Origin of the sequence: Weissella koreensis KACC 15510 (assembly GCF_000219805.1) — a bacterium.
Taxonomy (GTDB): Bacteria; Bacillota; Bacilli; order Lactobacillales; family Lactobacillaceae; genus Weissella; species Weissella koreensis.
The window spans coordinates 1-24837 of sequence record NC_015759.1; the positions used below are offsets into that span (position 1 = coordinate 1).

The following is a 24837-nucleotide window of genomic DNA, read 5'->3' on the forward strand; positions in this document are numbered from 1 at the left end:
TATAATGTAGCCTTATAACTAGTTCGTAAAATATGCAGATTCCTTCCTTTGAGGTTTCGTAAAAAATTACGCTTAGATTTAATAATTATTGTTATTAGTTTTAATTCGTAATTTTTTACGATTTAATTAAAAATTAAAAATATTAATTAAATGAAAACAATTTTTAAAACGCGCTGTTTTTTAACAGTTTTTGTAATATTTATTAATTCATATTTATTATTAGTTTTTAATATTCGTTATTTAAATCATCATTTTTGCTGTAAATCATTAAAATATCGTTCAATTTTAGTTTAATCAACGCCTTTTGTGTCAATAAATTGTCAAAATACAGTCAAAACAACGTGATAGGGTAGTGATAAATTGATAATCATTTTTATACTTATGTTTATTTGAAAGATCATATAAAGTTATATAATAAAATGCCGTTATCACGCTCAGAATGCTCAAGAACACACTTTTAGGTTCTAGCAGGTAAATATTCCTAATTTGCATTTTTATGATCTTAAATGAGCGTATTTTATTTTCAGATGACTTATTCATATGCACCACATTCCCAGAATCATATTGTAGCTGGACCACATATAACAATTTTTAGTAGTAATTAAATTCAACTCTCTTTTTAAGACATAATAAAAACCCCATTATTTTTCTCCAACTAACGGGGTTCAGATTAGATAACGTATTTAAATATGAATCTTTATCATATAGAGTTTAAACTATTTCATATTAGCTAAAACATTCTTTACTTCACCAACAGTGGTTGATCCATTATCGAATTTAGCATTATTAATATTAATGACCTTACCAGTTTCAAGATCATTAATTGTAGAAGATTGGTCTCCATATAAAAATCCGGAACCATCATATTCAATCGGCATATTGACAGGTAATTCTTCTCCATTAAAACCATCAACAGTAAATTTATTTATTGCGTATTCTTTACCATACTTAAGCGCTTCGTCCAAAACAGCATTAATTGTAATGTTTGACTCATTTTTTACTATTTTTTTTGATTCTGTAGAAGTTAAGCTAACAGCATTAACATTACTAAAAGTAAATACTGCAAAACTAACCGTTGAAATTAAAGCTAAATTCAAAAAAATTAATATACCTTTTAAATTCATAAAATACCTCTTTCTTATATTTATATCAATATACTAAAAAAGGGGTAAGTACACAACATACTTATCCCTTTTGAATATATATTATTATCTGTTAGCTACACCATAATATGATCCATTGGCTGGATTAAAACTGTAGTAACAAGCCTCACCATTTTTATAAATTTGTTGATTATTTCCTACAACACTACCAAATGCATGTGCTGGATCTGAATATAAATAAGTCTGTTGAGCTTCATATGGACTTGCAACCATACCACTATCACCATGAGAACCCCACAATAGATAAGTACCACCTGTCCCAGAAGCAGCTTGGAAATAATACCCACCAAATCGAAGACCAGAACCACTAAATGAATTAGACTGATAGAATGCATTAGCCCCTAATGTCTGTACTTCTGAGGGAGGTGACATACGCATAGGAACAACCTTGCTAGGCTGCTTTTTTAATTCACTAATAGTCACACTATTTGAATCAGTATGACTATTATATCGTTGCAAAACTTTTCCTGTCTTCATATCAGACGTAACCATTTCACCATAAAGTAGTCCGCCGTCAGGTAATTTCAACATTTTTTCTGAATCAGGTAATCCTCCATAAGGCTTATTCACATCAAAATCATATTTTTTAGATGCATAAGCCTTATCTATATTTGTTACTCCAACAAATATAGAAGAAATTATAAGAAATAACCAAAAAAACTTTTTCATAAAAAGACCTACCTTCTATAATTTTTACATTGTGAAAACGTTTACATGTATATATTAGCAAATTTTTATTTTTTAATCAACTTTCTAATAAAATTTTAAAAAAACTATTTAAACATGAAATAAAGATTAACTGAATAACGTCATAAAGTTAATGGATAATTTATTTTATGGACTATTTTTACATAATACCCCCTGTAGTCTACTTACTAGACTACAGGGGGTATTATTGTATTGAAATGTTAGTCTAAATTTACAAGATGGTTGTTGATAGAATTTTAAAACATAGCTGACAGCGCACTTAATTCCGCAGTCTCATGATTATATTTCATTTTAAAATTCTCAGGTTCTCCACCATATTGAGCCCAAGACGTCATTAACCAGCTTCTAAGTTGCTCAGAAGCTGTCTGTAAATTCATGAATGCTGATCTGACATTAGTTATACGTAAATCTTTAGCTTCGCCTGAAATAGTCTTTCTCGCATTCTCAGCGCTTTCTACAAATTTAGTTATCACATTAGCGCCAAGTGAAGAGTGGGAATCATTAAATTCAGCCGAGACACTCAGCAATTCATCAAGTAATTTACGTAATACTTCAATTCGCCCATCTGTCACGGTAGATATAACGAGTGGCATAGTTCCATACTGACTAGCGTAAGAATTAATCTCTTCAATGTAGCTAAGCGTTTCTTTAAAAGTTGACGCCTTGCTATAACTCAATAAGTAATCAATGACATAATCGGGGATAGTATCGTTTTCTCGTTGATTAGCCAAAGGCAAATCTGTGAACGGAATAAATGACGGCAAGCCATTAACTTCCATATCCAATTGAACTTTCGCTATTGGTGGTAAGTCTTCTAACGTTAATGGTTCAATGCTATTTTCAACATCAACTGTCATAGCATCATCGTATTTATTAGATAGAGCGTCCAAGATAAGCCCCAAATAATCAAAGCTTCTTAATGCTGTCGCATCACCATTAACATCTTTCAAATCATCAAGATATTTGTCATGCCAACCACCTAATTCAGAATTGACAGGTATACGTGATTGCGGGTTATTAATATATGATTGAAGTTCGTCCACAAGGGTATCAATATCTACATCAATAACATATTTTCCATCTTGTATATCTAGCTTAAATATTTCCATATCACATAATCTCGCTGTTCATTTTTATAACCATAGCTTTCAATTCTTCCAAATCCGCTTCAGAAGCTTTGTTTTGGTTATCTAACTGCCATGCTAATACTTTACTTTTGTTAGCTTCAACGGCTGATAAATTATCATTGATCGATTTTAAGATTTCTTGACTGTTGGCAATTTTTACTTTCCCAAGTTGATTTTTTAAAGCAGTCAGTTCTCTTTTGCGATTTTTTAACTTCTTCAAATAATCGTTCGCTTGATCGTCAGTTCTTAATATGACCGCCACATCTAAATCCTCCTTATCCATATTTATTTCATTAATCTTCGAATTGAGTTCATTCAGCTCATCTTCACTTAAATCTTTAGCCTTATCACCTGACAAACGTCCTAACGAACGTCCTATATTAAGTCGCCATGCTCTAACTGCATTTGTGGTTAATCTATGATTATCAAGTTCCGTTAAGAACTCCGTTCCTTGTGACATTACATCATTGACCAAGCCCATTTCACGCTCAATGCGATCTGTTGTTGTCCCCATTACAAATACCTCATCGTCACTTCAATATGTGGCACTTCATCTGAATCTAATATCGTATATCTTTTCATTGCTTTTGTAATTTGAATAAACGAATCATTGAGACCTGTCTGTTTAAAAGCAGGGTGCTCAAACAATGAATCGACTGCACCTTTAACCATGTTATCCAAATCGGATTTATTAGTGGGATAGCTGCGTATTTCGCCCTCTGGACGCTTTAATACAAAAGTTAAGCCCAATTCCCATCCTTGGAAATCAGAACGTAATTTACCCCTTAAACGTCCATTATCGTCACGTGGTTGACCGCTCTTAATATCTCGAACAGTCTTATATCCTTCTTGGCTTCCTGATAAGTAAAAAATCATCTCAAACTTAGTCTGGCTCAAGTATTCCGTTAACCACAACTCAATTCTTTTCCGCCATATTGAGTAATCGTCATTGAAATACCCACCATTCTTACTAGAACGCGCACGAGGTGCGGGCATAGGTTCTATGGGGATAACAAAGCTATAGCCTTTATTCACTATTTCTGATGATTTTTCGTCCATTCGTCTCGTTCCTTTACTTCTTGTTTATCTGCAATTTTCACCATGTAACTATAATGATCAGGATCAACATTTGGATCCGTGTTCGCTATACTTTCTTTTAAGCTAATCAATTTATCTGATAATTTAAACGGCTTATTAACATTTTTAGCTTGTGAAGCAGCCTCAAGTTCTCTTTCACTATTGGCTTTTTCTTGTGCAATATCTCTTGCCACTTCTGCTTCAGTCTTTCTTGCCACTTGTTCAGCACTAGGCATAGCGATTTGTGGTTGCGTTGTGACGTTAACAACACTTTTTGCAGCTAATTCTTTAGCTTCTTGTTCACTTTTAGCGCGTTTAGCCTCAAACGCCTTGCGTTGAGCCTCTATTGATTCCCTTGTACGAACAATTTTAGCTGGTGCAGGAACATGCTTCATTCCCTTTTGATCAATTAATTTCAATGCACCCATTACCGCTCCGTGCGTCATTTCATTATCAATAACTTTAACTTGTTCATCTTCAGTCTTTGCCTTGCGTAAATTAATACCAAGCCGTTCTAATTTACTACTAGAAATCCCAGCAGCTTCTAAAAGCTCTTCTTCGCTAATATCTGCCCTACGTTTTTTTACTTGTAAAACATCAATTAAATGCTTACGCTTGCGCGAGTCATCTATCTTGAAAAAATCATTAGCCATAGTAGTAACTCCTTTTTTAATTACTTTATTCATATTTTCATTGTAACACTTTATAATTGCTTTAAACACATTATTCAGCGTACATTATTTCTTTGATTTTTACGCTTTATAACAATTAAAAATAACACTTTCTAAAATTATTTCTGATAATAATTAACTACAACTTCTTAATTTTTTAATATATACTTTGCTTATTAATATTATGATTTCAATTAAAATATTTCACATACTATTACTAATCTCTTTAGTTAAACTAAGAAGCTTCAAAAAAAAATCTGACTTCACCATCAGCAATTTTTTCTTGAAGCTTAAGTCTAATATATTAATGTTAAATTCTATAATTAAATCATTCATGGTATCAATAATTAAAATTTAAAACATTCTAATTATATATTCGTTACTATTTTTCAAATAATACAAATTGATTTATTCCTATTCGATCAAATTTGTTCTGATGAGTTAGTTCTTGTATTTTTCTAGACAGCGTTTCAGGTGTTGTACCTAAATAAGAAGCTGTATCTTTTAAACTCAATGTCAATTGAATAGTATAACTTTCTTGTTCAGCACTTAAATCCATAAAATAAGCCATAATTCGATCCTTAATTTTGTAGATTGTTAGATAATAATTTTGGCGATTAACTTCATTGATCTGCCGAACCATGTGTTTAGTTAATTCATAACTCAACTGTGGCAGATCAATTAGTAAACTTCTAAATTGTTCTGCATCAATTCGGCAAACTTGAGATAATTCTTCTGCAGTTAGAAAAACATTATTATTTTCGGCACCAAATAGCCAATTTTCACCCATAAAATCACCAGACTGCATAATTTCTTGAAAGTGTGCATCCCCATTCTCCATTAAATTTTCCACTTTCAAGCGCCCAGACTCTAGTATAATCAACTGTTGACTATCATTTGGAGCATAAACTACCTCACCTTTTTGAACCACAACATGATTAATTAATTTTTCGATTTCTTTTTGATCAGCTTGCTTTAATTTTTGAAACAAAGGTACGAACTGCACACATAGATGCTCACTCATCATCCCCATCCTCGATTTCAATATAAAGTCCTTCCTTAATGTCATGGCCTAAAAACAACTGACCTTGAGCAATTTGAGCCTTTACCCAAATATAAAGCTGTTCTAATTGTTTACTTTCACCAAAATGTTGTTCTTTTTGTGCTAAGGTAATTCCCTTAGTTACATAAAGCAATTGGCTATCGAAGTCTTTAACTAGGTCGAACAATTGATCTGATCCTGACTGATATTTTATTGATGCATCTTCGACCAAACCTGTGTATTCTTGCATATCCTTCTGAGTGGTAGGAACTAGATCATTCTCATCACGCAAACTTTGACTTAATTCCCAAATGAAATTTTGTTCAGTACAATACCAATCTTTAGCAAATTGATTTAAAAACAACTGCGTATTATCAGGTGCAAATAAAGCCGTTTGTTTAATCTTTAAAGAATGAATTGTTAGATTGGCTACAATATGTCCAATCATAGCCCCTGCCGTTGGATGATGATGCTCATAGTCCGCTCTTTGTATTTCCTTTTCATACTTATTATTTACTTGATTAGTCATGAATTACTCCTTTACTGTGACCCTCTGGACAGGATAACCAAGATGATTCAAAATTATTTTAATTTGATCAACATCATTAAGCGTATCATCCAAATTTAATTTTATCTTACTGGCATTAAAAAGCACTTTTATATCTGATAAACCTGATTGTCCAGATAATGCTTTTTGAATTTTAATCATACATGATGGACAAGATAAATCATCTAATTGCATTGTCACTTTAATATTCGCCATCTTTATTACTTCCTTTTCTAATTTTAAAATAATGATTTTAAATAGTTCAAACTTAGAGCATTTATAACTACTAACAAGACACTTAATTCATGTACTAACATTCCTATAGACATATCAACATAATTGGTGAAAAGGCCTACAAATAAGATCAATACAGTAGCCAAAGCTATGAATATGTTTTGTTTCATATTACGCATTGTTGCATGTGCAATTTTAATAGCTAGAGAAATTTGGACAGGATCAGAGTTAACTAACACTAGATCAGATACATCAATTGCAATATCTGTTCCGCCTCCCATTGCAATTCCTAAATCAGCTTGACTTAAAGCTGGCCCATCATTAATACCATCCCCTACAAAGACAACTGACTCTCCTTGCACTTGTAATTTTTTGACAATGGCGAGTTTATCAGCAGGTAACAGGTTACCGATAGCTGTGTCGAAAGGTAATTTATTTGCGACAACATCCACAGCAGCTTGATTATCTCCAGATAGAAGCATTAATTTTTTAGCTCCTTGCTGTTTGATTTGATCTAAGTTTTCCTTAATCTGAGGACGAAGTTGATCATTGATCATTAATACCATATGCACTTGTCGATCAACGACTAATATTACTTGAGAATCAGACTTATTCATAACCAAAGATGGAATTGAAATATTTTCTGTTTTCATCATTTTTTGATTACCGACTAAGATAGACTTATGATTTATTTGAGCTCGCATCCCCTGACCAGCAATGCTTTTAACATCTTGAGCTAAATAAAGAGCATTGTCATCATTATGAATATTCAATATTGCACGAGCTAAAGGATGATTCGATTCATTTTCCACGCTAGCTAATAGTTTAATATTATGTTCTCGATCCCCTAATAGGTTTTTAATATTAACTACTGTTGGTTCCCCTACTGTCAAAGTACCCGTTTTATCGAAAATAAAATAATTCTTTCGACTCAAAATATTAAAATTAGCAGCTCCTTTAGTAATAATTCCATTCTTAGCCGCCATACCAATACCCATGACCGTTGAAACAGGCACTCCAATCACTAAAGCTCCGGGACATCCAAGAACTAACACTGTTATAGCAGTCTCCATATTTTTAGTCCATAGAGCAACTATAATTCCCAAAACAAGAATGACTGGCGTGTAATATCGTGCAAATTTATCGACAAATCTTTGTTCTTTAGTCTGACTATCTTGGGCATCCTCAATTAACTCGATCAATTTACCAAATACGGTCTCATCCCCAATTTTAATAACTTGAACAACGATTGTGCCATCATTAACGATAGTCCCCGCAAATACTTTTGATAGTACTTTCTTATGAGCAGGTTTTGACTCACCAGTAATGCTAGCCTCATTAACATAACTACTTCCTTGAACCACTACCCCATCAACAGGAATTGTTGATCCAGATTTTACCAAAACATATTGATCAACAACTAGTTCGTCAATATCAACTTCTTGATATTGACGGTCATCAGGTGTGGAAATTTTTAAAGCAGTTGTTGGAAATGTATCCATTAATTCACGGATCGATTGCCGTGTCTTATTCATCATTATCATTTGTAACCAATCGCCTATAGCAAAAAGCCAAACAACAATTCCGGCCTCATCATATTCATGAATTAGCAGGGCCCCGATAACTGCAATTGAAATTAATAATTCAATTGCAATACTCTTATATTTTAATGCACTAAATGCCCGTATTAAAATCGGTAACACCCCTATTAGAGCTGTCAACAACATCATTATTTGAGATAAATTAATTAAATTACCAAACTTGAATCCAAAAGCTAAAATTAGTAATAAAGTCATTCCTATTAAATTTTCTTTTTGGAATTTTTTAAATAAATTTTGAATTGCGTACATGTTCAACCTCCTTCTTTTATTTATTGATTAAACTTATTGTATGCTGCTTTATTGAAAAATAAATTGATAGGTATCAAGTTTACCTCTCCATCTAATAAAAAGAATATATCCATACTTAGAAAAGCTAGTAAAAAAGTACATTTAGTTACTTCCTTCCTACTAGCCTTATTTAATACTTAATAAAAATATTTTTCAAAATATTTAACTTACATATTGTAAGTTAAATCGAACGTATTATAATATAATTATCATATTGATATCAAAGGAGATTAACAATGAGAACACATCATATATCTCTGTTAACAGAGAATGTTGACAGAAACTTTCATTTTTATACTGAAATTTTAGGTTTAAGATTTATTAAGAACTCTGTTAATCAAGCAAAGCCTCTAAGAAGGCATATATATTATGGCGACTTTCTAGGTACTCCTGGAACGGTAGTTACTTTCTTCCCCATTGATCATTTTCATGAACGATTTGATGGTTTAAACTTCTTTAGTGGTATTCACTTTTCTGTTCCCACGGAATCAATCGATTTTTGGAAAATGCGTCTTGCTAATTTTGACATTAAATCAAATTTGGATGACAAAGGAAGATTACATTTTGTCGATTATGATAATATTCCGATAAGACTACAAGAAACCAATAAAGTGAATTTCGACTGGCATATTAATCGTATGAGCGATGTGGATGCTGATTTCCAAATAACTGGTGTTGTCGGTGCTGAAATGCACGTTCCTGATATCGATAAAACCATTAAATTCTTTGATGAATTACTTGAAATTAAGACATATGACAATATCATTAAACTTGATGATGGCGAAGCTCTTGAACTAATTCCGACTGATAAAAACACTGAAAAGTCGAAATTTGGTTGGGGTTCTACTGATCACTATGCTCTAGGCGTCGAAAGTGAATCTGATTTAAAGTATTTTTGGAATAAAGCAAAAAAGTTAGGATATACTCAAGAATTATTTGTTGACCGTGGCTACTTCAAATCAGCTTATTTTATTGAGCCCAATGGAAATCGAGTTGAACTAGCTACAAATAATCCTGGATTCACTCTTGATGAGTCAATTCTAGAACTAGGTACTACTTTTGCCCTGCCTCCAAAATTTGAAAGCCAACGAGAATTATTATTAGAACATTACGCAAAGAAAAATGTTTCTTTTAACCAAGTAAAGCCTTATATAAGTAACGAAAACATGGATGAATTTAAAACAAATTTTAGCAAAATAGATGGTAAATTTAATAGATAAGATTTTTATACAGAGGATTATAAATTATGGTAAAAGATACTTTAGTTTTAAAAGTTATGCAAGACGACAATGACTTGAGTTTGGAAGATATCCGAGGTCCTTGGAAAATTAATATTGATGATTTATTGTCTGTGAAATATATTGTGATTCTTCATAATGATAAAGTTATTAGAGAATACGATTTAGGTTCTAAATTCACTTTTGATATGATCTCTAAAGAAGTCTCAAATCTACAAATAAATGAATTTTCTGGCCAAGTATGCTTGAATTCTCATATGATTGATTATAGTCCTGAAACAATTGTGAGTTTTGAATCTCATGAATTTCTTAGAAGCTTAGTCATTAAAGACTTAAAAAACTGAAAAATAACCCTAAAATAAAATAAAAAAGGAATGGATTATATTTTCCATTCCTTTTTTTATTTTATGCCCATTTTTATGTCTTTATAGTATTGTTGCTATATATACGTAGCATGATTTAATTAGTTTTGTATTCTTCTATATTCCATTAATTGATGGGATAAATCCATGTTCTATATATGCCTTGCATGATTCATATCAACGTGGCCTTCATCTTTTAATACTACTCCTGATGTCTCGATTGATTAAATTAAAAAAGATTCTAGTATCAAATTAATTTGTGAATCATCAGAGTGTGATTCTGAATTTGAACCTGAGGCTGAAGCCGAATCACTCTTCGAGCTATTATCTGATTCTGATTTCTCTGAATTAGAATTACTCTCTGAGTTTGAGCCTGATGCACTCTTTGATGTACTTGCTGAATCTGACTCATTTGAATCTGATGTTGAGGCACTCTTTGATGTACTCTTTGATGCATCATCTGAGTCCGACGCTGAATTTGATTCATTTGAATTTGATTCTGATACACTTACTGAGATACTATCAGATTCACTTGTTGAATTAGATACTGACTTTGATGCATCTGGATCTTCTGGCTTATTCAACGAAGTTGAACTACTGTCCGATGTTGATGCTGAAGCACTATCTGATCCTTCTGAATTTGATGTTGAACCCGAAGTTGATGTTGATTCTGAATCACTATTTGAGGCTGAAGTACTATCTGATCCATTCGAATTAGATGCTGACTTTGAGCTTGATGTTGATTCTGAATTACTATCTGACGCTGAAGTACTATCTGATCCTTCTGATTCACTCTTTGACTTTGAGCTTGACGTTGATATTGAATCACTCTTTGAGGCACTTGCTGAATCTGATTCATTTGAATCTGATGTTGAGGCACTCTTTGATGTACTCTTTGAGGCATCATCTGAGGCTGACACTGAATTTGATTCATTTGAATTTGATTCTGATGCACTTACTGAGATACTATCAGATTCACTTGCTGAATTAGATACTGACTTTGATGCATCTGGATCTTCTGGCTTATTCAACGAAGTTGAACTACTGTCCGATGTTGATGCTGAAGCACTACCTGATCAAAAACCAACATGTAAAATTTCATTAAATTGCTTTAATACATTAAAAATCCCACGCAAATAGTTATTTTAAATGAAAAAGACCGAAACAATAATGTTTCAATCTTTTTTCGTTTTAATTTAAACAAATGATGAAACCCGTAGTATTTACCAAAGCCTCTGATCATAAGGGATTTACAGATACCAAATTTAAAAATTACCCGAAAATTAGTTGAAACTAAAACAGTCACGTCAAACTATTACATATTAATTTCTGCTAATTTTGAAGTAATAGGTATGAAAAATAATCAAAAAAAGTTTATTTATACCCAGAATCTATTTGTTAAATATGTAAACGTACATTTATTTATATAATCGAAATTAAAAAACATACTATACTAAGTAATATAAAAACAACCGATAAATGATTTACATAAGTTTTATAATTATTCAAGTCTATCATGGAAAAGTATGAAAATTCCAGATTATTATCTAAATGTTTGTTAATATAAGACCTTCTTATGTCATTTTTTGTTAATCGATTTTTTTTAACGTTAACATATCAAAAGTTAATAATAAAAAGGCAATTCCTAATAGAAAATTTGATATTGCAAGATTAATACACGACATAAGAAACGTAATGCCAACAAATAAAAATCCCATACCCATATATAAAAACCACTTATTTAATATAATATACCAATGACTAATTTTTGATTTAAAATAATTATTTTGTCGGTCTAATAATTCTTTTGACAGTCCTTTTATATGTATTTTTTCATCTCCAAAAATTCTAGCAAATTGTCTTTCTCTGAGGAAAATAATAAACATCGTTATTATCAATATAAACTGTAGAAACAATAATAAAATAAGCACAGTATTCACCAACTAATCTAAATATTTAACTTAATTATATTATAAGGTGCTAAATTTTAATACAATGTATTAGGCAACAGCAATAATGTACGACAAAATACCACTACTGCACCTCTGTCTTTACTTAAAACCACTAATATCTTTATATAATCTTGTTTAACCTGTAAATACCTGTGCCTTTTATAATTTCCGAACAAAGCGTGGTATTCATATGATAATTCAAGTTCTGCTTTATTAACCAACTATATAAAAAGCTGTCATTGGCGTTAATCCAGTAGCAGCTTTTTATTTTATATAGCTCCTGCCACTAGAACTTACGGCCGAACGGTTATGAGCCGTTTGATCTAACTGGCTGATCTAAAGGTATGTCGCAGTTTATTATGGATTAATAATAGCTTAATTTTAATAATAACAATTTTATAAAAATATCACTATATGGAAAACTAAAATGAAATACTATATTAGTCAAAAAATTGGAGTAAGAATTAGGAATGTACGGTAAGTTATATTTCCAACACCCCAGATTCAACTAAAACTAAACGGCCCGAATTTCAGCCCTTAAACTCTTATTGTATGTATTTTCCATTTTCATAGATCTTAATAAATATGCGATTACTTTACATCTGACTGTTTTAGTTATTTATTAGATTATTTTATCCATAATTTTTTTGGTATAAAATTTCTTCAACATTAATATCATTCTATCAGTGGGTTCAGTGGGTTTGTTTATTTCCTTATATCTAATAAATTTATTTAAACATATTTAATTATTAAATGGTATATAAATTATATCTTCACGTAAATCACCGCTCTCAACTCTCATACACAAATTCATAAGTATTTACTCCATATAAAAATAACAGAAAGCACATTAATGTGCTTTTTTAATTAAATAAATTTATTTCATATTTATTTTAACCACACTAATTTAGTCATTACATCATACCAATAAATATTTTTGTCACAAAATGATATTACTAGCAACAATTACTTATATACGAATATTAATGACTTATTAAATATATATATGGAGATTGGTGCTATGTGGACAAATGTTGAAAATATTTTAATGCAGAATGAATATCAATTAAATGATTTAACTTATGACGAAATATTCACAAAGATTGATAAAAATATAAAGATAAAAGCTAAAAATGCTTCTTATCGTGCTAATAACGTTGGTGTTCATATTTCATACGAAGATTTTTACAGTTACTTTCTTGAAGCCATTTGGAATGGATTAAATGCGTTCATATCAGATCGAAATCTCATTTTGAGCCACGTTATGACACACAGGTTGAAAATCGCAGAATTAACTGTATGGCGTAGAAACCAACATACAGGATCTAATAAAGATAAGAATCGCATAACATATATATCTACACGCAATTTATCTCTTGATTCTATGGAGTTAGATATCAAATATTAAATGGATCTATATAATTTTTCAAATTTAAAAATATTAATAGAAGAATTTTCAGAAAAATATCCGGAAGACGGTCTAATAATTAAAATGCTTTATCACGGATATTCACCAAAATTAATTTCCAAAAATCTCTTCAAATGTTCTCATTACTCAGACAAATATAGAAAAAGAATTAATAGAACTAGACATAACTTTGAGACATTTTATGTATCAAAATGATTTTGTTTCTATTTTTGAAAGGTGTCTATTATGAATACACTTATCCCATTATTTTTAACCGGTCAGTCCAAAGAACTACTTTATCTATTCATGTATTTATTACCAATTAGGTTAATCGTCACACTCATTGAACGTAGCCCACCCTACCGTTCTGTTTTAATTAAATTTTTTAAATCAGAAGTATATAATTTATGTTTAATTCTAACGTGTGGAATACTGGATCAAGCAGTAATTATTTACGACATTAACATAGCATTTAATTTTGCAGCGTTAACAACACTTTTAATTATCGTTGATGAAATATCTTCGATACTTGCTGATTCAAAAACAACAGTAAGCAGTAAATTAATCCAAAAATCAATTGATTTACTGAAACAATCACTAACAAAGTAAGGAGTTAATTATGTTAAAAATAGTTGATATTTCAAGTCATCAATCACCCAACTTCCAAAATGTAGGTGAAGATGGCGCTATTATTAAAGCTACAGAAGGAATAGATTATGTTTCACCTGCCTGTAACCCACAATTCACGGCATATAATGACTTGAATAAGCTCCTTGGTCTCTACCATTATGCTCAAGGCCTTGATCCCATAGAAGAAGCTGATTGGTTTTTGAATAATATCAAAAACTATTTATATAAAGCTGTTTTAGTCTTAGATTGGGAAAGCGGAAGTAATCAAGCTTGGGGTGATTCAAACTGGCCAGAGAAATTTGTTACACATATTCACGATAGAACGGGAATTTGGCCACTAATTTATATTCAAGCTTCCGCAATTGAACAAGTTAAAAATTTATCAGAAAAATGTGGGCTTTGGATAGCTGGTTATCCAGATTTGAGGGACTCCTGGTTAACACCATCGTTCATCTACTCTACTGATCCGTGGCCATATTTTACAGGTTGGCAATACTCTACTTCTAATGGTCTATTAGATCGATCTATTTTCAATTTATCAGATAACAATTGGCATAGTCTAGCTAATCCTAAAAATGATAATTCAATAAATGAAGATAATAACGTTTATATCGTACAAAATGGAGACACATTAATTAACATCGCGGAAAAATTAAGCATTCCTGATTGGCACATATTAATTGAACTAAATAATATCGACAATCCAGACATGATTACAGTTGGGCAAACACTCAAGTATTAACAATAAGAATGGAGGCCAATTATGGCAGACGAAATGGTTTTAGAAACACAAAAATGGTTAAACAAAACTTATGGCAATGTCTCTGGGTTTGGATCAGTTCCTGAGAATGGTAAAACCGGTTGGGATACAATTTATGGACTTATTAGAGCAACTCAGGTTGAGTTAGGTATTACTGGACTGGTTAACAATTGGGGGCCAACAAGTGCCGCATATTGGGACACCCAATTCAAAGATAAGATGAAAGTTGGTTATAAAGGTAACGTCGTCAAAATTTTACAAGGTGCTTTCTGGTGTAAAGGGATCAACCCTCAAGATTTCACTGGTAATTTTTCAACGCGAACTCAAGAAGCAATTTATTCAATGAAAAGTGATGCTGGAATTGCAGACACATCATACGTTGTTGATTCAGCATTTATGGGCGCCCTACTTACAATGAATCAATATGTATTAGTTGCAGGTGGAGATAAAGTCATTCGTAAAATGCAACAAGAATTAAATCATGATTATCAATCGTATACTGGAATTTTACCTACAGATGGAATTTATCAACGAGATACCAATACTGCCTTAATCTATGCATTACAAGCAAGTGAAGGTATGGGAACTGATCAAGCTAATGGATTTTATGGTCCTGGAACAATCGCTAATACACCCTCGATTAGTCAAGGAGCTACTGGTGCATTTGTAAAGATCATCCAATGGGGGCTTTACGTTAACGGTTTCAATAGCTCCGCCTCATTTAGTGGAGTATTTGATAATAACGTTTCCTCTGAAATTATTGCCTTTCGAAAATTCATGGTATTACCTAATACTAATTCATCTACAGCTGATTTAACTGTATTTAAGGGGTTATTAACAAGTAACGGAGACACCGATCGCTCCGCTTTAGCTTTTGATACAGCAACACAACTATCATCAAGTCAAATTGATAGTCTTTGGAATTTGGGATATCGATATGCTGGACGATATCTCACTGGTTCCGTAGGTACCGGTGAGAATGAACGAGATAAAAATTTAACAAATACTGAAATTTCTCATCTACAAAAGAAAGGATTTTCAATTTTCCCTATTTATGAAGATGGCGGATACACTGTAAAATATTTCAATGACGCACAAGGTATTGAGGATGCCGTTCTAGCTGCAAGAGCAGCAAAGCAACTAGGATTACCTCAAGGAACCACTATCTACTTCGCTGCTGATGTTGACTTATTAGATACTGAAATTGTTTCTAATTTAATTCCCTATATCCGAAATGCAAAAAGCTACCTTGCTAGCTTTGGTTACACTGCAGGATTGTATGGCACTAGAAATGCATGTTTACAAGCAGCTCAAGCCACTGGAATGAAGGACTTCTTCTTATGTGACATGTCTTCGGGCTGGAGTGGAAACTTAGGTTTCAAAATGCCTGAAAGTTGGACATTCGATCAATTCTTTGAGGAGACTGAAACAGGAGTAGGTGTTGATAAAGTTGCATATTCAGGTCGAGATGCTGGTTTCAATTCTATTGATAAGAATCAAATTGCAGTAAATGAAGCCATTAAGAAACTTGTACCTTGGTTTTCATTAAGTCTTGAGGGTAAACATACTATTTATGATATTGGTTGGATGAAATTAGTAACTAAAGCCACCAATTCAGCTGGTTTTGGAGGTGATTATGATTCAACGGCAGTTGTAGATATTAAAAATGGTAAGATTAGTAACGCGGATTTAAGTTCTGCTTTTAAAAAATTTGGGTTAAATAATGATACAGGTCTCGATATAGCTGTCACTAGTATTGAAAAAGCTGCTTTAACTAAAACAGTTAAAAGTGGATCTCTAGAAATGAAATATAAAGTTTCCAATGGTGACTACACCATTGAATTAGATTATCAAGTAAATGAAATTGAAGAAGGTTATCTTGATGACACATTAACTATTGGTCTGGAAATTACATTACACTGGTCAAATTTTCTAGATGCTTTAGGAGCACTTAAGGAGGCAGCTGAAGCAATAGCAAGTGTTGTTGTATTAGTATCACTTGCAGTAATTGCAGTGGCTGCATTTCCACTAGATGCTGTAATTACCCCCGCTGCTGGTATACTAGAAGCAATAACTCTTTCGATAAGACTAATTGTTCAAACCGCGTTTAATAAATAAATAAAAAAAGAGACTAATTCTAGTTTAGTCTCTTTTTTATATCATGGGAAACAACATAGGCAATACCATCAACAAAATACCAGATCTAAAAAAAACAATAAGTGATTTGTTATAAATTAATTCGTCTAAAATATATAAATTCAGTATGTTTTCTGGATCAGATTTTAAATAATTACTTATAAAAATATGATCTTCATGCAAACTCCATGCGTTATATAGAGATACAATACCAACACTTTGAAAGAATAAATATATTTTAGGAAATCCCCATTTTATTTCAATGAATACAGCGTATCCTAAAGAAATAAACATGGTAATTACCAATATAACCGCTTGGAATTTTATTTTCCAATTTTTTGATTCATCAACATATTTTCTTACATTTTCCTCAGAGTATCTTAAATAAATTTTTCTCTCATCAGTTTTGTATTTCTTAGTTAAATTCTGATTTAGCATTACCACATCTCGAACAACAAAGACTAACACTACAATTAAGATAATATAAAAACTTATTTTTAACATACTGACCTCTTCCATTTCATTATTAAAAGTCCAATTATACTATACTTTGTAAAATGGTCACAAAATATTGTTTTAAAAAACAAAGAATATGTCTCTTAATTATCAATATCATTTTCCCTAATGTTTATTTTATTTAATGAAAAGCACAATTTTTGTGCTTTTTTTATTAGATCAATACATTTCAAGGTTATTTTTATCTAATTAATTTAATTCTTAAATAGTAATGAATAGATATTCCGTAATTCCGTTAAATACTTTTGTCACAATCTGATATTCCTAGCAACAATTACTTATATACAAATATTAATGACTTATTAAATATATATGGAGATTGGAGATATGTGGACGGATGCTGAAAATATTTTAATACAGAATGACTATCAATTAAATGATTTAACTTATGACTAAATATTCACAAAAATTGATAAAAATATAAAGATAAAATCTAGAAATGCTTCTTATCGTGCAATAACGTTGGTGTTCATATTTCATACGAATATTTTTACAGTTACTTTCTTGAAGCCATTTGGAATGGATTAAATGCGTTCATATCAGATCGAAATCTAATTTTGAGCCACGTTATGACACACAGGTTGAAAATTGCAGAATTAACAGTATGGCGTAGAAATCAACATACAGGATCTAATAAAGATAAGAGTCGCATAACATATATATATCTACACGCAATTTATCTCTGGATTCTATGGAATTAGATATCAAATATGAAATGAATCTATATAATTTTTCAAATTTAAAAATATTAATAGAAGAATTTTCAGAAAAATATCCAGAAGACGGTCTAATCATTAAAATGCTTTATCACGGATATTCACCAAAATTAATTTCAAAAAATTTATTCACTTGTTCTGATTACTCAGACAAATATAGAAAAAGAATTAATAGAACTAGACATAATTTTGAGACATTTTATGTATCAAAATGAATTTTCTTTTATTTTTGAAAGGCTACTAATATGAATACTCTTATCCCCTTATTTTTAACCAGTCAGTCCAAAGAATTACTTTATCTATTCATATATTTATTACCAATTAGGTTAATTATCACACTAATCGAGCGTAGCCCACCCACCCGTTCTGTTCTAATTAATTTTTTAAATTAGAAGTATAATCTATGCTTAATTATAACGTGTGGAATACTGGATCAAGCAGTAATTATTTACGACATTAACATCGCATTTAATTTTGCAGCGTTAACAACACTTTTAATTATCGTTGATGAAATATCTTCGATAATTTCTGATTCAAAAACAACAGTAAGCAGTAATTTAATCCAAAAATCAATTGAATTAATGAAACGATCACTAACAAAGTAAGGAATTAGTTATGTTAAAAATAGTTGATATTTCAAGCCATCAATCACCCAATTTTTCAAATGTAGGTGAAAATGGCTCAACTATCGCAGAAAAATTTAAAAATTCCTGATTGGCAAATGTTAATTGAATTAAATAATATTGAGATATTGACAATTCAAACATATTAAAGTTGGGAAAACACTCAAGTACTAACAATTAGAATGGAGAAATAGATCATGGAAGATACTTTATTAACATTTCTTAAGAGTCAGATGGATACCGCTAAATTTGAATATCAAATTAATTTTGATAATCAATATGACAGTAATTACGAATCACAAATTATATCAGGTGAAATTAAAGATCTACCTGATAATGATGAGAAAATTGTACCCAAATATATTAATGTCAACAAATATTACACACCAGAAAGTACCGAATACATTTCTGGAACTTGGTCTAATTTAAATAATATTAATAACTACAGAGTTGAAATTTATATATTAACAGATAAATATTACTTAGTTGATTCTTGTGAATTAAAACCAGATGGTAGTTGGATTTCAACAAAAGAAATTAAAGAAGGATTTAAAGTTATTAAGTTAGTTGATAACACCCAAACAGGTGATGACAATAGGTTTATTGAATATCCATATTCACAATTTAGTAATTTTAAATTTAGATTATATAGTTTAACGGATACTGAGTATTTAACAGATGAAGTACCTATATTTGATGTAGGGAATGGAAAATATATATTTTATACAAATAAAGCAAGACAAGGTTTAAAAGTTGGAAAAGTATTAAATCGAATTTGGCGTGCAAATGCTTATCAGTATGATATTGTTGGTATCTCAGGAGCTGTAACTAATATTGGAAATGGACGTTTACCTAGTTCTTATTTAATTCCTACTAATGATCCGTCATATGATAAAGATGGATCATCAGCTAAGGGAAAATATGGCTATATGCTGAATTCTCGTTCTTGGATATACGATGTCGGGTTAGTTTTATTAGTGTTCACCACTAGTGGAGATTATGATCTATGTAAAGAGATTATGGACCGTATCAAATATGAACAAAATCCAAACGGGTCTTTTAACTTCAGCTACGATAATTATATTGGTCCTCTTTTCGAAGGTTACGTTCGCACTGGATCAGTTGGCTGGTTAGTATGGGGAATGACATATTATACAATAACTACTGGTGATAAAGCTTATTTAAGAACCATTAAAACTGCAGGGGAATGGTTATTATCTAAAATTATTACAGATGAATCAGATGATCGTTATGGATTGCTAACTGGTGGATATGGTAGTTATGATGATAATTATGAATATCAGCCTACAGAAATTGAATGGTGTTCAACAGAACATCAAGTTTCCAGTTTACAAGCATTAAATGGATTATTTAAGTTAACAGGTGACGTAAGATATAAAAACGCTGCTAATAATGTTCACTATCGCTTACTTAAGAGATTATACGATAAAAAAAGTTATCGATTCTATCAAGGTATGACAAAGAATGGAGTTGATAATGCCTGGGCGTTAGATTGTGTAACGTGGGCTGGATTATCAACATTAACTGATAGTAATTTTAATAAATTTGCTAGAAATATTATTAACGTTACACAAAGTGAATATGGAGTAAATGATACTATATTAACTAGTGATGTTGAAAACAGATTTAATACTACGTATTCAAGCGACGAAAATTTTAGCGGATTTAAACCATACAGTGATCGAGACAATGGTTATTCTGGCTCGCCTAGTATCGTATGGAGCGAAGGAACTTTGGGATTTGCGTTATTGTGTATTAGAAACAATGAATCAGGTCTTGCAAATAAGTATTTAAGTGAGATGAAAAAATTACAAAATGTCGCAAATACAAGTGGTGGTCTTTTATATTCAACGGCAACTTATGCTGAATTACCATGGGAATTTCACGTATGGGAATGTGTAACATCTACTTCATGGCTATATTTACTAAATAATAATCATGATGTACTCTTTACTAAAAATGATTACCCTACTGTTGATATTGATAAAGTTACACCAGAAGAAGCTTTAAAAGATATTTGGCCTAACTGTCAATATGAACTAGAAAGTGAATTTACGATTTTTGATAATTTAGGAATAGAAATTACTGGTAAAATAACTGATTCATATAAAAATTCTGATGATAATAGTATATTTACCATTAAAAATGGTAAATTTGATGAAGCTAGTTTAAAAGAATATTTAAATGGCTTAGGATTAGATAATAGTTCTGTAGTAGATATTGTTTTTGATAAATTGGGTAAGGCCGAATTCACAAGTGAAATTGAATATGGTCAATTTTCTATAAAAGTAACTATTGGTGCAGATAGTATTGAAGCAATTGAAATGGCATGGACAGTGTTTGAAACAAAATCAGGAATTTTAACAGAATCCCTCACAATTTCTTTTGAAGGAAAAATTAACTTTCCAGATGTTCCTGGCGCAGCTGAAATTGAAAAAATTGTAGAAGATATACGTCTAGGATTAATATGTGTTGGTTTAGTTGTAGTTGTAATTTCAGCTGCCGTTGCAAGCGGAGTTTTCGATGCAATTGCTGCTACAATAATGGCATTCATTGCGGAGATTGGTATGGTTCTTGCTTAATAAAGTCTATTAAGTTTTAGCATTTTATAGTAAAATTAAAATAAATTATTTAGATTAGTTGGTGAATACTGTGCTTATTTTATTATTGTTTCTACAATTTATATTATTAATGATATTGATTATTATTTTCTTTAGAGGAATAAAATTCATTAAAATATTTGTAGATGAAAAACGGCTTCCAAAAGAATTATTAGAACGACGAAAGACCTATATTAAACCCAAGATTAATAATAGGCAGCTTATATTAAGTAAGTGGTCTTTATATATGGGAATTTTCTTTGTTGGCATTGCGATTCTTATGTCATATATTAATATTACAATATCAACTTTTATAATAGGAATTGCCTTGTTATTATTGACTTGTTATCTTTTAACGATTAAAAAAATACAATTTAAAATAAATGATATAAAAAGATCTTATATTAATAAACATTCAGATAATGATCTAGAATTTTCATATCTTACCTTGGTAGATTTTAATAATTATAAAACTTATATAAATCATTTATCTTTTATTTTTATATTACTCAGTATAGTATTTTTTTTAATTTCGCTTATATTATATATGGTAGTTTAATTTCCATATAATTAAATGTAAGATGACATTATTTAACAAGCAAATGTTATTTTTAAATAGAAACAAATAAAACCTCATTGGTAAACACCTAATGGGGTTTTACTATATCTTAATTAAAGGATTAAAAACGGCATCATATACATTACTTTGCATTTACATCTGCATCCTTAAAAGCTTAATGTCTGTTTCTCCAATATGTGAAATACTCTGTCGATTGGTAAATTAACTTATTAAATTATTCAATTCAAATCCCGTATTGATATGAGAGTAATTTGAACATACGACAAACATTTCTTTACCAGCAAATTGAACTTTTTTACTTATACCAGAAGATGCTGGAATATGATGATGTCCATGCATTGCGCCGATAATGTTATATTCTTTGAAAATTTCCGGTATTCGTTGAATTTCACACGTGTACCCTTTATTGTAAGCCTTGCTTTTTGGAAAAAGCATACTTAGTTCATTAAACAATGGCGCATGTGACACAATCACAGTGGGAGTTTCGCGATCCCCATCTAACAATGGTTCTAACTTCTGAACAATATATTTTTGAACCTCTTTTTTTCTTCTTGTTAATGCAACAGGTAGCGTAATACCGTTTTATTTTTCACTTTTCCAATAACCGTTATCATTACAGCAAATAAAATAATATACGTTATAAACTCATCATTTATTTCCCCGTAGTTTAACAATAATTTCTTCATTCTTAATCTTCTAATAGAATACTTTCCAACGCCTCCGTTATTACCTTTGAAACATTAATTTTTTCTTTTTTCGCCAATTTATTTAAATAATCTGGAATTGTAATAGTCTTTTTAACTGTTTTGGACATTCCCTTTCTCAAATCATCAATATTAAAAACAACCATTGCAATTACTGTTGTATCTGGTGATTCCCACTCTTCTAAATCAACATCTGCAATACTAGATACATCAGGAAATTTAAGTTTATCTTCAAGTATTAAGCTAACTGATTCTTAAATCATTTTAGTTGCTTCAATAAAACTGTCCCCTTGCGATATAGCACCAACGTCAGGCACTCTAACAGAATAACCACTAACCTCTTCTTTCGCATATACCACAGGATAAATAAGTGATAAGTGTCTTCCCTTCTTGCTTCATATAAGTTTATTGTACGACAAACAGGGATTATTTTAAGATACTCCGCTCTGTACCAGGTTTTAAATTCCAAAGGTGAATAGGTACTGGAATATGTGGCATTTCAAGTTTAATCATTATCAAGTGACTACAAGCCTGCCTTGATTCTTTAAACCCATTCTTTTTTAAGAATTTCACCATCTGTTTTGCCGTTATTGACACCGCACTTCTCCTTTTTTTACTATAACTATATTATACGTATGTTTTGTTATTATATTAAATTATAAGATTGTACAAAAAAAGAGGCTACAATTTGTGCCTCTTTTTTTAACTTTTTAAATCTAAAAATAATCATCTCAATGTTGCTTGTAAAATCATTTGTATCTCATTAAACTTGTCGGTTGGCAACATCTCTACAGTCTTCCAACTTCGGCTAGTATAGTCAAACATTCTTAATTGTTCCGCATACACAGTTCCATCAGTTTCTGTTCTTTCATCTAACTTTATGTGCATTGGATATTGCTTACCATTAAAACTACCGTGCGATATGGGAACTGCCCAGATAAATGGGGACGTCATAGCTAAAATATGATTACTTACTACTACAGCTGGTCGTTTCTTCTGGATTTCTTTTCCCTTGCTAGGATCAAAATCAATGTATATGATTGAACCCGTTTTTGGCTTGTCTACCATATTTCTTGACCCACCTTACTATCTGCATCATTTCCCCACAAATTTTCACCTGGATACTCATTACTTACATCCCAATCAGAAAATAATTCTTCCATACTTATTTGAGATTTTTTTTCTGGGGTTAGACGTATAATACCTTTTTCGTCCATATCTACGTCAAACTTTTGACCAGCCTCGACATTTAATTTCTTAGGTAACGTAATCGTGACTGCATTACCTTGAATTCTAGCTTTTACTGCCATATAATCTCCTCCTATCCTGTTTATAGTATCTATTATAACACATAAAAGTAATTACAAAGTAATTACTTTTATGTCAAATTCTTTTCATTTTATATAATCAATCCAATTTCATATCTAACTTTAACTGTATTTAATATTACTATGTAAACGTTATCCCCTTTAAATTGAATAATACTACAATCAACAACTGTATAAACGTGATTGAACCATAAAATCCAAACATAATAGGGCGGGTAAACATAACTTTGATCCATCCACCAAATGTAGGACTTTTTATAGCCATGCTGTAAGTTATCTTAGAAGGATCTAATTTAATCGTCTGACTATACAAATCACGAAAAGCTCTTTATAACGATAAATAATAACTATCTATTCCCCAAAATAATATTGAAACAAATGTTGATAATAATTACTATCGTTAATAAACATGCCAAAACAGTTACTGACCATCCCCCTAGTGACGAATTAATTTGAAGCCATTCTATTAATTGCTTATTGAATATAATCCAAATGTTTGCGCTTGTCGTCCCTATTATTATTCATAGCTTTTTAACCAATGTTCCAGAAAATTATTCTTTTCGTTTAATATCCCTATCAATATACATGTGACGATATTGAAAAAGACCTTCCAATCAACTAATGTCGCATATCCATTCTTTCTGTTTTCGATAATAATATTAAAATGTGGTCTATACATTCCACCTTAAATATTTTTTCTATTTTCTGGAAGATAAACTAAAAGCAATGCATTGCTTAAACTATTAAGCCCTTTACGACTAAAGTTAGATAATGAATAGCTAATTTTTTCCGGATCTTTTCTGCG

General features: G+C 30.9%; 25 protein-coding genes and 1 pseudogene. 7 read left to right on the plus strand and 19 right to left on the minus strand.

The genetic code is table 11. The features are described from left to right. Positions 1 to 716: 716 nt before the first annotated feature. The 10 genes from WKK_RS00005 to WKK_RS00050 all read right to left on the minus strand — a co-directional run bounded on the left by WKK_RS00005 (position 717) and on the right by WKK_RS00050 (position 8419). A complete protein-coding gene (locus WKK_RS00005; RefSeq protein WP_013989045.1) occupies positions 717 to 1124 on the minus strand; it encodes a hypothetical protein in 408 nt (135 codons plus the stop codon). Between the two features lie 84 nt (positions 1125 to 1208). After that, positions 1209 to 1832, minus strand: coding sequence for a hypothetical protein (locus WKK_RS06985; RefSeq protein WP_013989046.1), 624 nt, complete (start codon positions 1830 to 1832; stop codon positions 1209 to 1211). A gap of 275 nt (positions 1833 to 2107) precedes the next feature. Then, positions 2108 to 2980: a hypothetical protein gene (locus tag WKK_RS00015; protein WP_013989047.1), complete on the minus strand. Its 873-nt coding sequence runs from the start codon at positions 2978 to 2980 to the stop codon at positions 2108 to 2110. A gap of 1 nt (position 2981) precedes the next feature. Continuing rightward, the gene (locus WKK_RS00020) at positions 2982 to 3512 is read right to left on the minus strand and encodes a hypothetical protein (RefSeq protein WP_006844799.1); all 531 of its coding nucleotides are present in this window, start codon (positions 3510 to 3512) and stop codon (positions 2982 to 2984) included. Continuing rightward, positions 3512 to 4057: a RusA family crossover junction endodeoxyribonuclease gene (locus WKK_RS00025; protein ID WP_013989048.1), complete on the minus strand. Its 546-nt coding sequence runs from the start codon at positions 4055 to 4057 to the stop codon at positions 3512 to 3514. The genes WKK_RS00020 and WKK_RS00025 overlap by 1 nt, the downstream gene beginning before the upstream one ends. Then, the gene (locus WKK_RS00030) at positions 4033 to 4761 is read right to left on the minus strand and encodes a hypothetical protein (protein WP_242821440.1); all 729 of its coding nucleotides are present in this window, start codon (positions 4759 to 4761) and stop codon (positions 4033 to 4035) included. Before WKK_RS00030 ends, WKK_RS00025 begins: the two co-directional genes overlap by 25 nt. Positions 4762 to 5128: 367 nt before the next feature. Next, on the minus strand, positions 5129 to 5773 hold the full coding sequence (locus WKK_RS00035; RefSeq protein ID WP_041942379.1) for a Crp/Fnr family transcriptional regulator: 645 nt from the start codon (positions 5771 to 5773) through the stop codon (positions 5129 to 5131). Then, positions 5763 to 6317, minus strand: a complete 555-nt coding sequence (locus tag WKK_RS00040) for a hypothetical protein (protein ID WP_006844804.1) — start codon at positions 6315 to 6317, stop codon at positions 5763 to 5765. Before WKK_RS00040 ends, WKK_RS00035 begins: the two co-directional genes overlap by 11 nt. A 3-nt stretch (positions 6318 to 6320) precedes the next feature. Next, positions 6321 to 6551 carry a heavy-metal-associated domain-containing protein gene (locus tag WKK_RS00045; protein ID WP_013989051.1) on the minus strand — a complete coding sequence of 77 codons (231 nt, stop codon included), beginning with the start codon at positions 6549 to 6551 and terminating at the stop codon, positions 6321 to 6323. A gap of 23 nt (positions 6552 to 6574) precedes the next feature. Further along, on the minus strand, positions 6575 to 8419 hold the full coding sequence (locus WKK_RS00050) for a heavy metal translocating P-type ATPase (protein ID WP_013989052.1): 1845 nt from the start codon (positions 8417 to 8419) through the stop codon (positions 6575 to 6577). A 275-nt stretch (positions 8420 to 8694) separates the two neighbouring features. Between WKK_RS00050 and WKK_RS00055 the strand changes: the two genes are divergently transcribed. Further along, positions 8695 to 9678: a VOC family protein gene (locus WKK_RS00055; protein WP_013989053.1), complete on the plus strand. Its 984-nt coding sequence runs from the start codon at positions 8695 to 8697 to the stop codon at positions 9676 to 9678. Positions 9679 to 9704: 26 nt separating this feature from the next. After that, positions 9705 to 10040, plus strand: coding sequence for a hypothetical protein (locus WKK_RS00060; protein ID WP_013989054.1), 336 nt, complete (start codon positions 9705 to 9707; stop codon positions 10038 to 10040). A 242-nt stretch (positions 10041 to 10282) separates the two neighbouring features. On the opposite strand, the gene WKK_RS00065 is transcribed toward WKK_RS00060, so the two are convergent. Continuing rightward, entirely contained in the window at positions 10283 to 11089 is an 807-nt protein-coding gene (locus WKK_RS00065; RefSeq protein WP_013989055.1) for a hypothetical protein, read from the minus strand. Between the two features lie 558 nt (positions 11090 to 11647). After that, on the minus strand, positions 11648 to 11944 hold the full coding sequence (locus tag WKK_RS07165; protein ID WP_013989056.1) for a hypothetical protein: 297 nt from the start codon (positions 11942 to 11944) through the stop codon (positions 11648 to 11650). A gap of 1072 nt (positions 11945 to 13016) precedes the next feature. Between WKK_RS07165 and WKK_RS00075 the strand changes: the two genes are divergently transcribed. The 4 genes from WKK_RS00075 (at position 13017) to WKK_RS00090 (ending at position 16926) form a co-directional block, all read left to right on the plus strand. After that, positions 13017 to 13418: a hypothetical protein gene (locus WKK_RS00075; protein ID WP_158306217.1), complete on the plus strand. Its 402-nt coding sequence runs from the start codon at positions 13017 to 13019 to the stop codon at positions 13416 to 13418. Positions 13419 to 13664: 246 nt separating this feature from the next. Continuing rightward, positions 13665 to 14027 carry a hypothetical protein gene (locus tag WKK_RS00080; RefSeq protein WP_013989058.1) on the plus strand — a complete coding sequence of 121 codons (363 nt, stop codon included), beginning with the start codon at positions 13665 to 13667 and terminating at the stop codon, positions 14025 to 14027. A gap of 10 nt (positions 14028 to 14037) precedes the next feature. Next, positions 14038 to 14790 carry a GH25 family lysozyme gene (locus tag WKK_RS00085; protein ID WP_013989059.1) on the plus strand — a complete coding sequence of 251 codons (753 nt, stop codon included), beginning with the start codon at positions 14038 to 14040 and terminating at the stop codon, positions 14788 to 14790. Positions 14791 to 14811: 21 nt separating this feature from the next. Next, a complete protein-coding gene (locus tag WKK_RS00090; RefSeq protein ID WP_013989060.1) occupies positions 14812 to 16926 on the plus strand; it encodes a glycoside hydrolase domain-containing protein in 2115 nt (704 codons plus the stop codon). Positions 16927 to 16962: 36 nt separating this feature from the next. On the opposite strand, the gene WKK_RS00095 is transcribed toward WKK_RS00090, so the two are convergent. Next, on the minus strand, positions 16963 to 17448 hold the full coding sequence (locus WKK_RS00095) for a hypothetical protein (RefSeq protein WP_013989061.1): 486 nt from the start codon (positions 17446 to 17448) through the stop codon (positions 16963 to 16965). A gap of 1548 nt (positions 17449 to 18996) precedes the next feature. Here WKK_RS00095 and WKK_RS00100 point away from each other — a divergent pair. Next, positions 18997 to 21402, plus strand: a complete 2406-nt coding sequence (locus WKK_RS00100; RefSeq protein ID WP_041942381.1) for a hypothetical protein — start codon at positions 18997 to 18999, stop codon at positions 21400 to 21402. Between the two features lie 799 nt (positions 21403 to 22201). Here the strand turns inward: WKK_RS00100 and WKK_RS00110 are convergent. The 6 genes and pseudogenes from WKK_RS00110 to mazE form a co-directional block, all read right to left on the minus strand. After that, positions 22202 to 22579 (minus strand): annotated as a pseudogene (locus WKK_RS00110) (metallophosphoesterase); the annotation flags it as partial. A gap of 109 nt (positions 22580 to 22688) precedes the next feature. Next, on the minus strand, positions 22689 to 22850 hold the full coding sequence (locus WKK_RS07170; protein ID WP_013989066.1) for a hypothetical protein: 162 nt from the start codon (positions 22848 to 22850) through the stop codon (positions 22689 to 22691). Between the two features lie 108 nt (positions 22851 to 22958). Further along, positions 22959 to 23063: a type II toxin-antitoxin system HicB family antitoxin gene (locus WKK_RS07225; protein ID WP_242821441.1), complete on the minus strand. Its 105-nt coding sequence runs from the start codon at positions 23061 to 23063 to the stop codon at positions 22959 to 22961. Positions 23064 to 23130: 67 nt separating this feature from the next. Continuing rightward, complete coding sequence (locus WKK_RS07290) at positions 23131 to 23280, minus strand: type II toxin-antitoxin system HicA family toxin (RefSeq protein WP_423219060.1); 150 nt, start codon at positions 23278 to 23280, stop codon at positions 23131 to 23133. 150 nt (positions 23281 to 23430) lie between these two features. Next, the gene (locus WKK_RS00115) at positions 23431 to 23772 is read right to left on the minus strand and encodes a type II toxin-antitoxin system PemK/MazF family toxin (protein ID WP_006845407.1); all 342 of its coding nucleotides are present in this window, start codon (positions 23770 to 23772) and stop codon (positions 23431 to 23433) included. Further along, positions 23766 to 24014, minus strand: coding sequence for a type II toxin-antitoxin system PemI/MazE family antitoxin (gene mazE / locus WKK_RS00120; RefSeq protein ID WP_006845408.1), 249 nt, complete (start codon positions 24012 to 24014; stop codon positions 23766 to 23768). The genes WKK_RS00115 and mazE overlap by 7 nt, the downstream gene beginning before the upstream one ends. Positions 24015 to 24837: the final 823 nt, after the last annotated feature.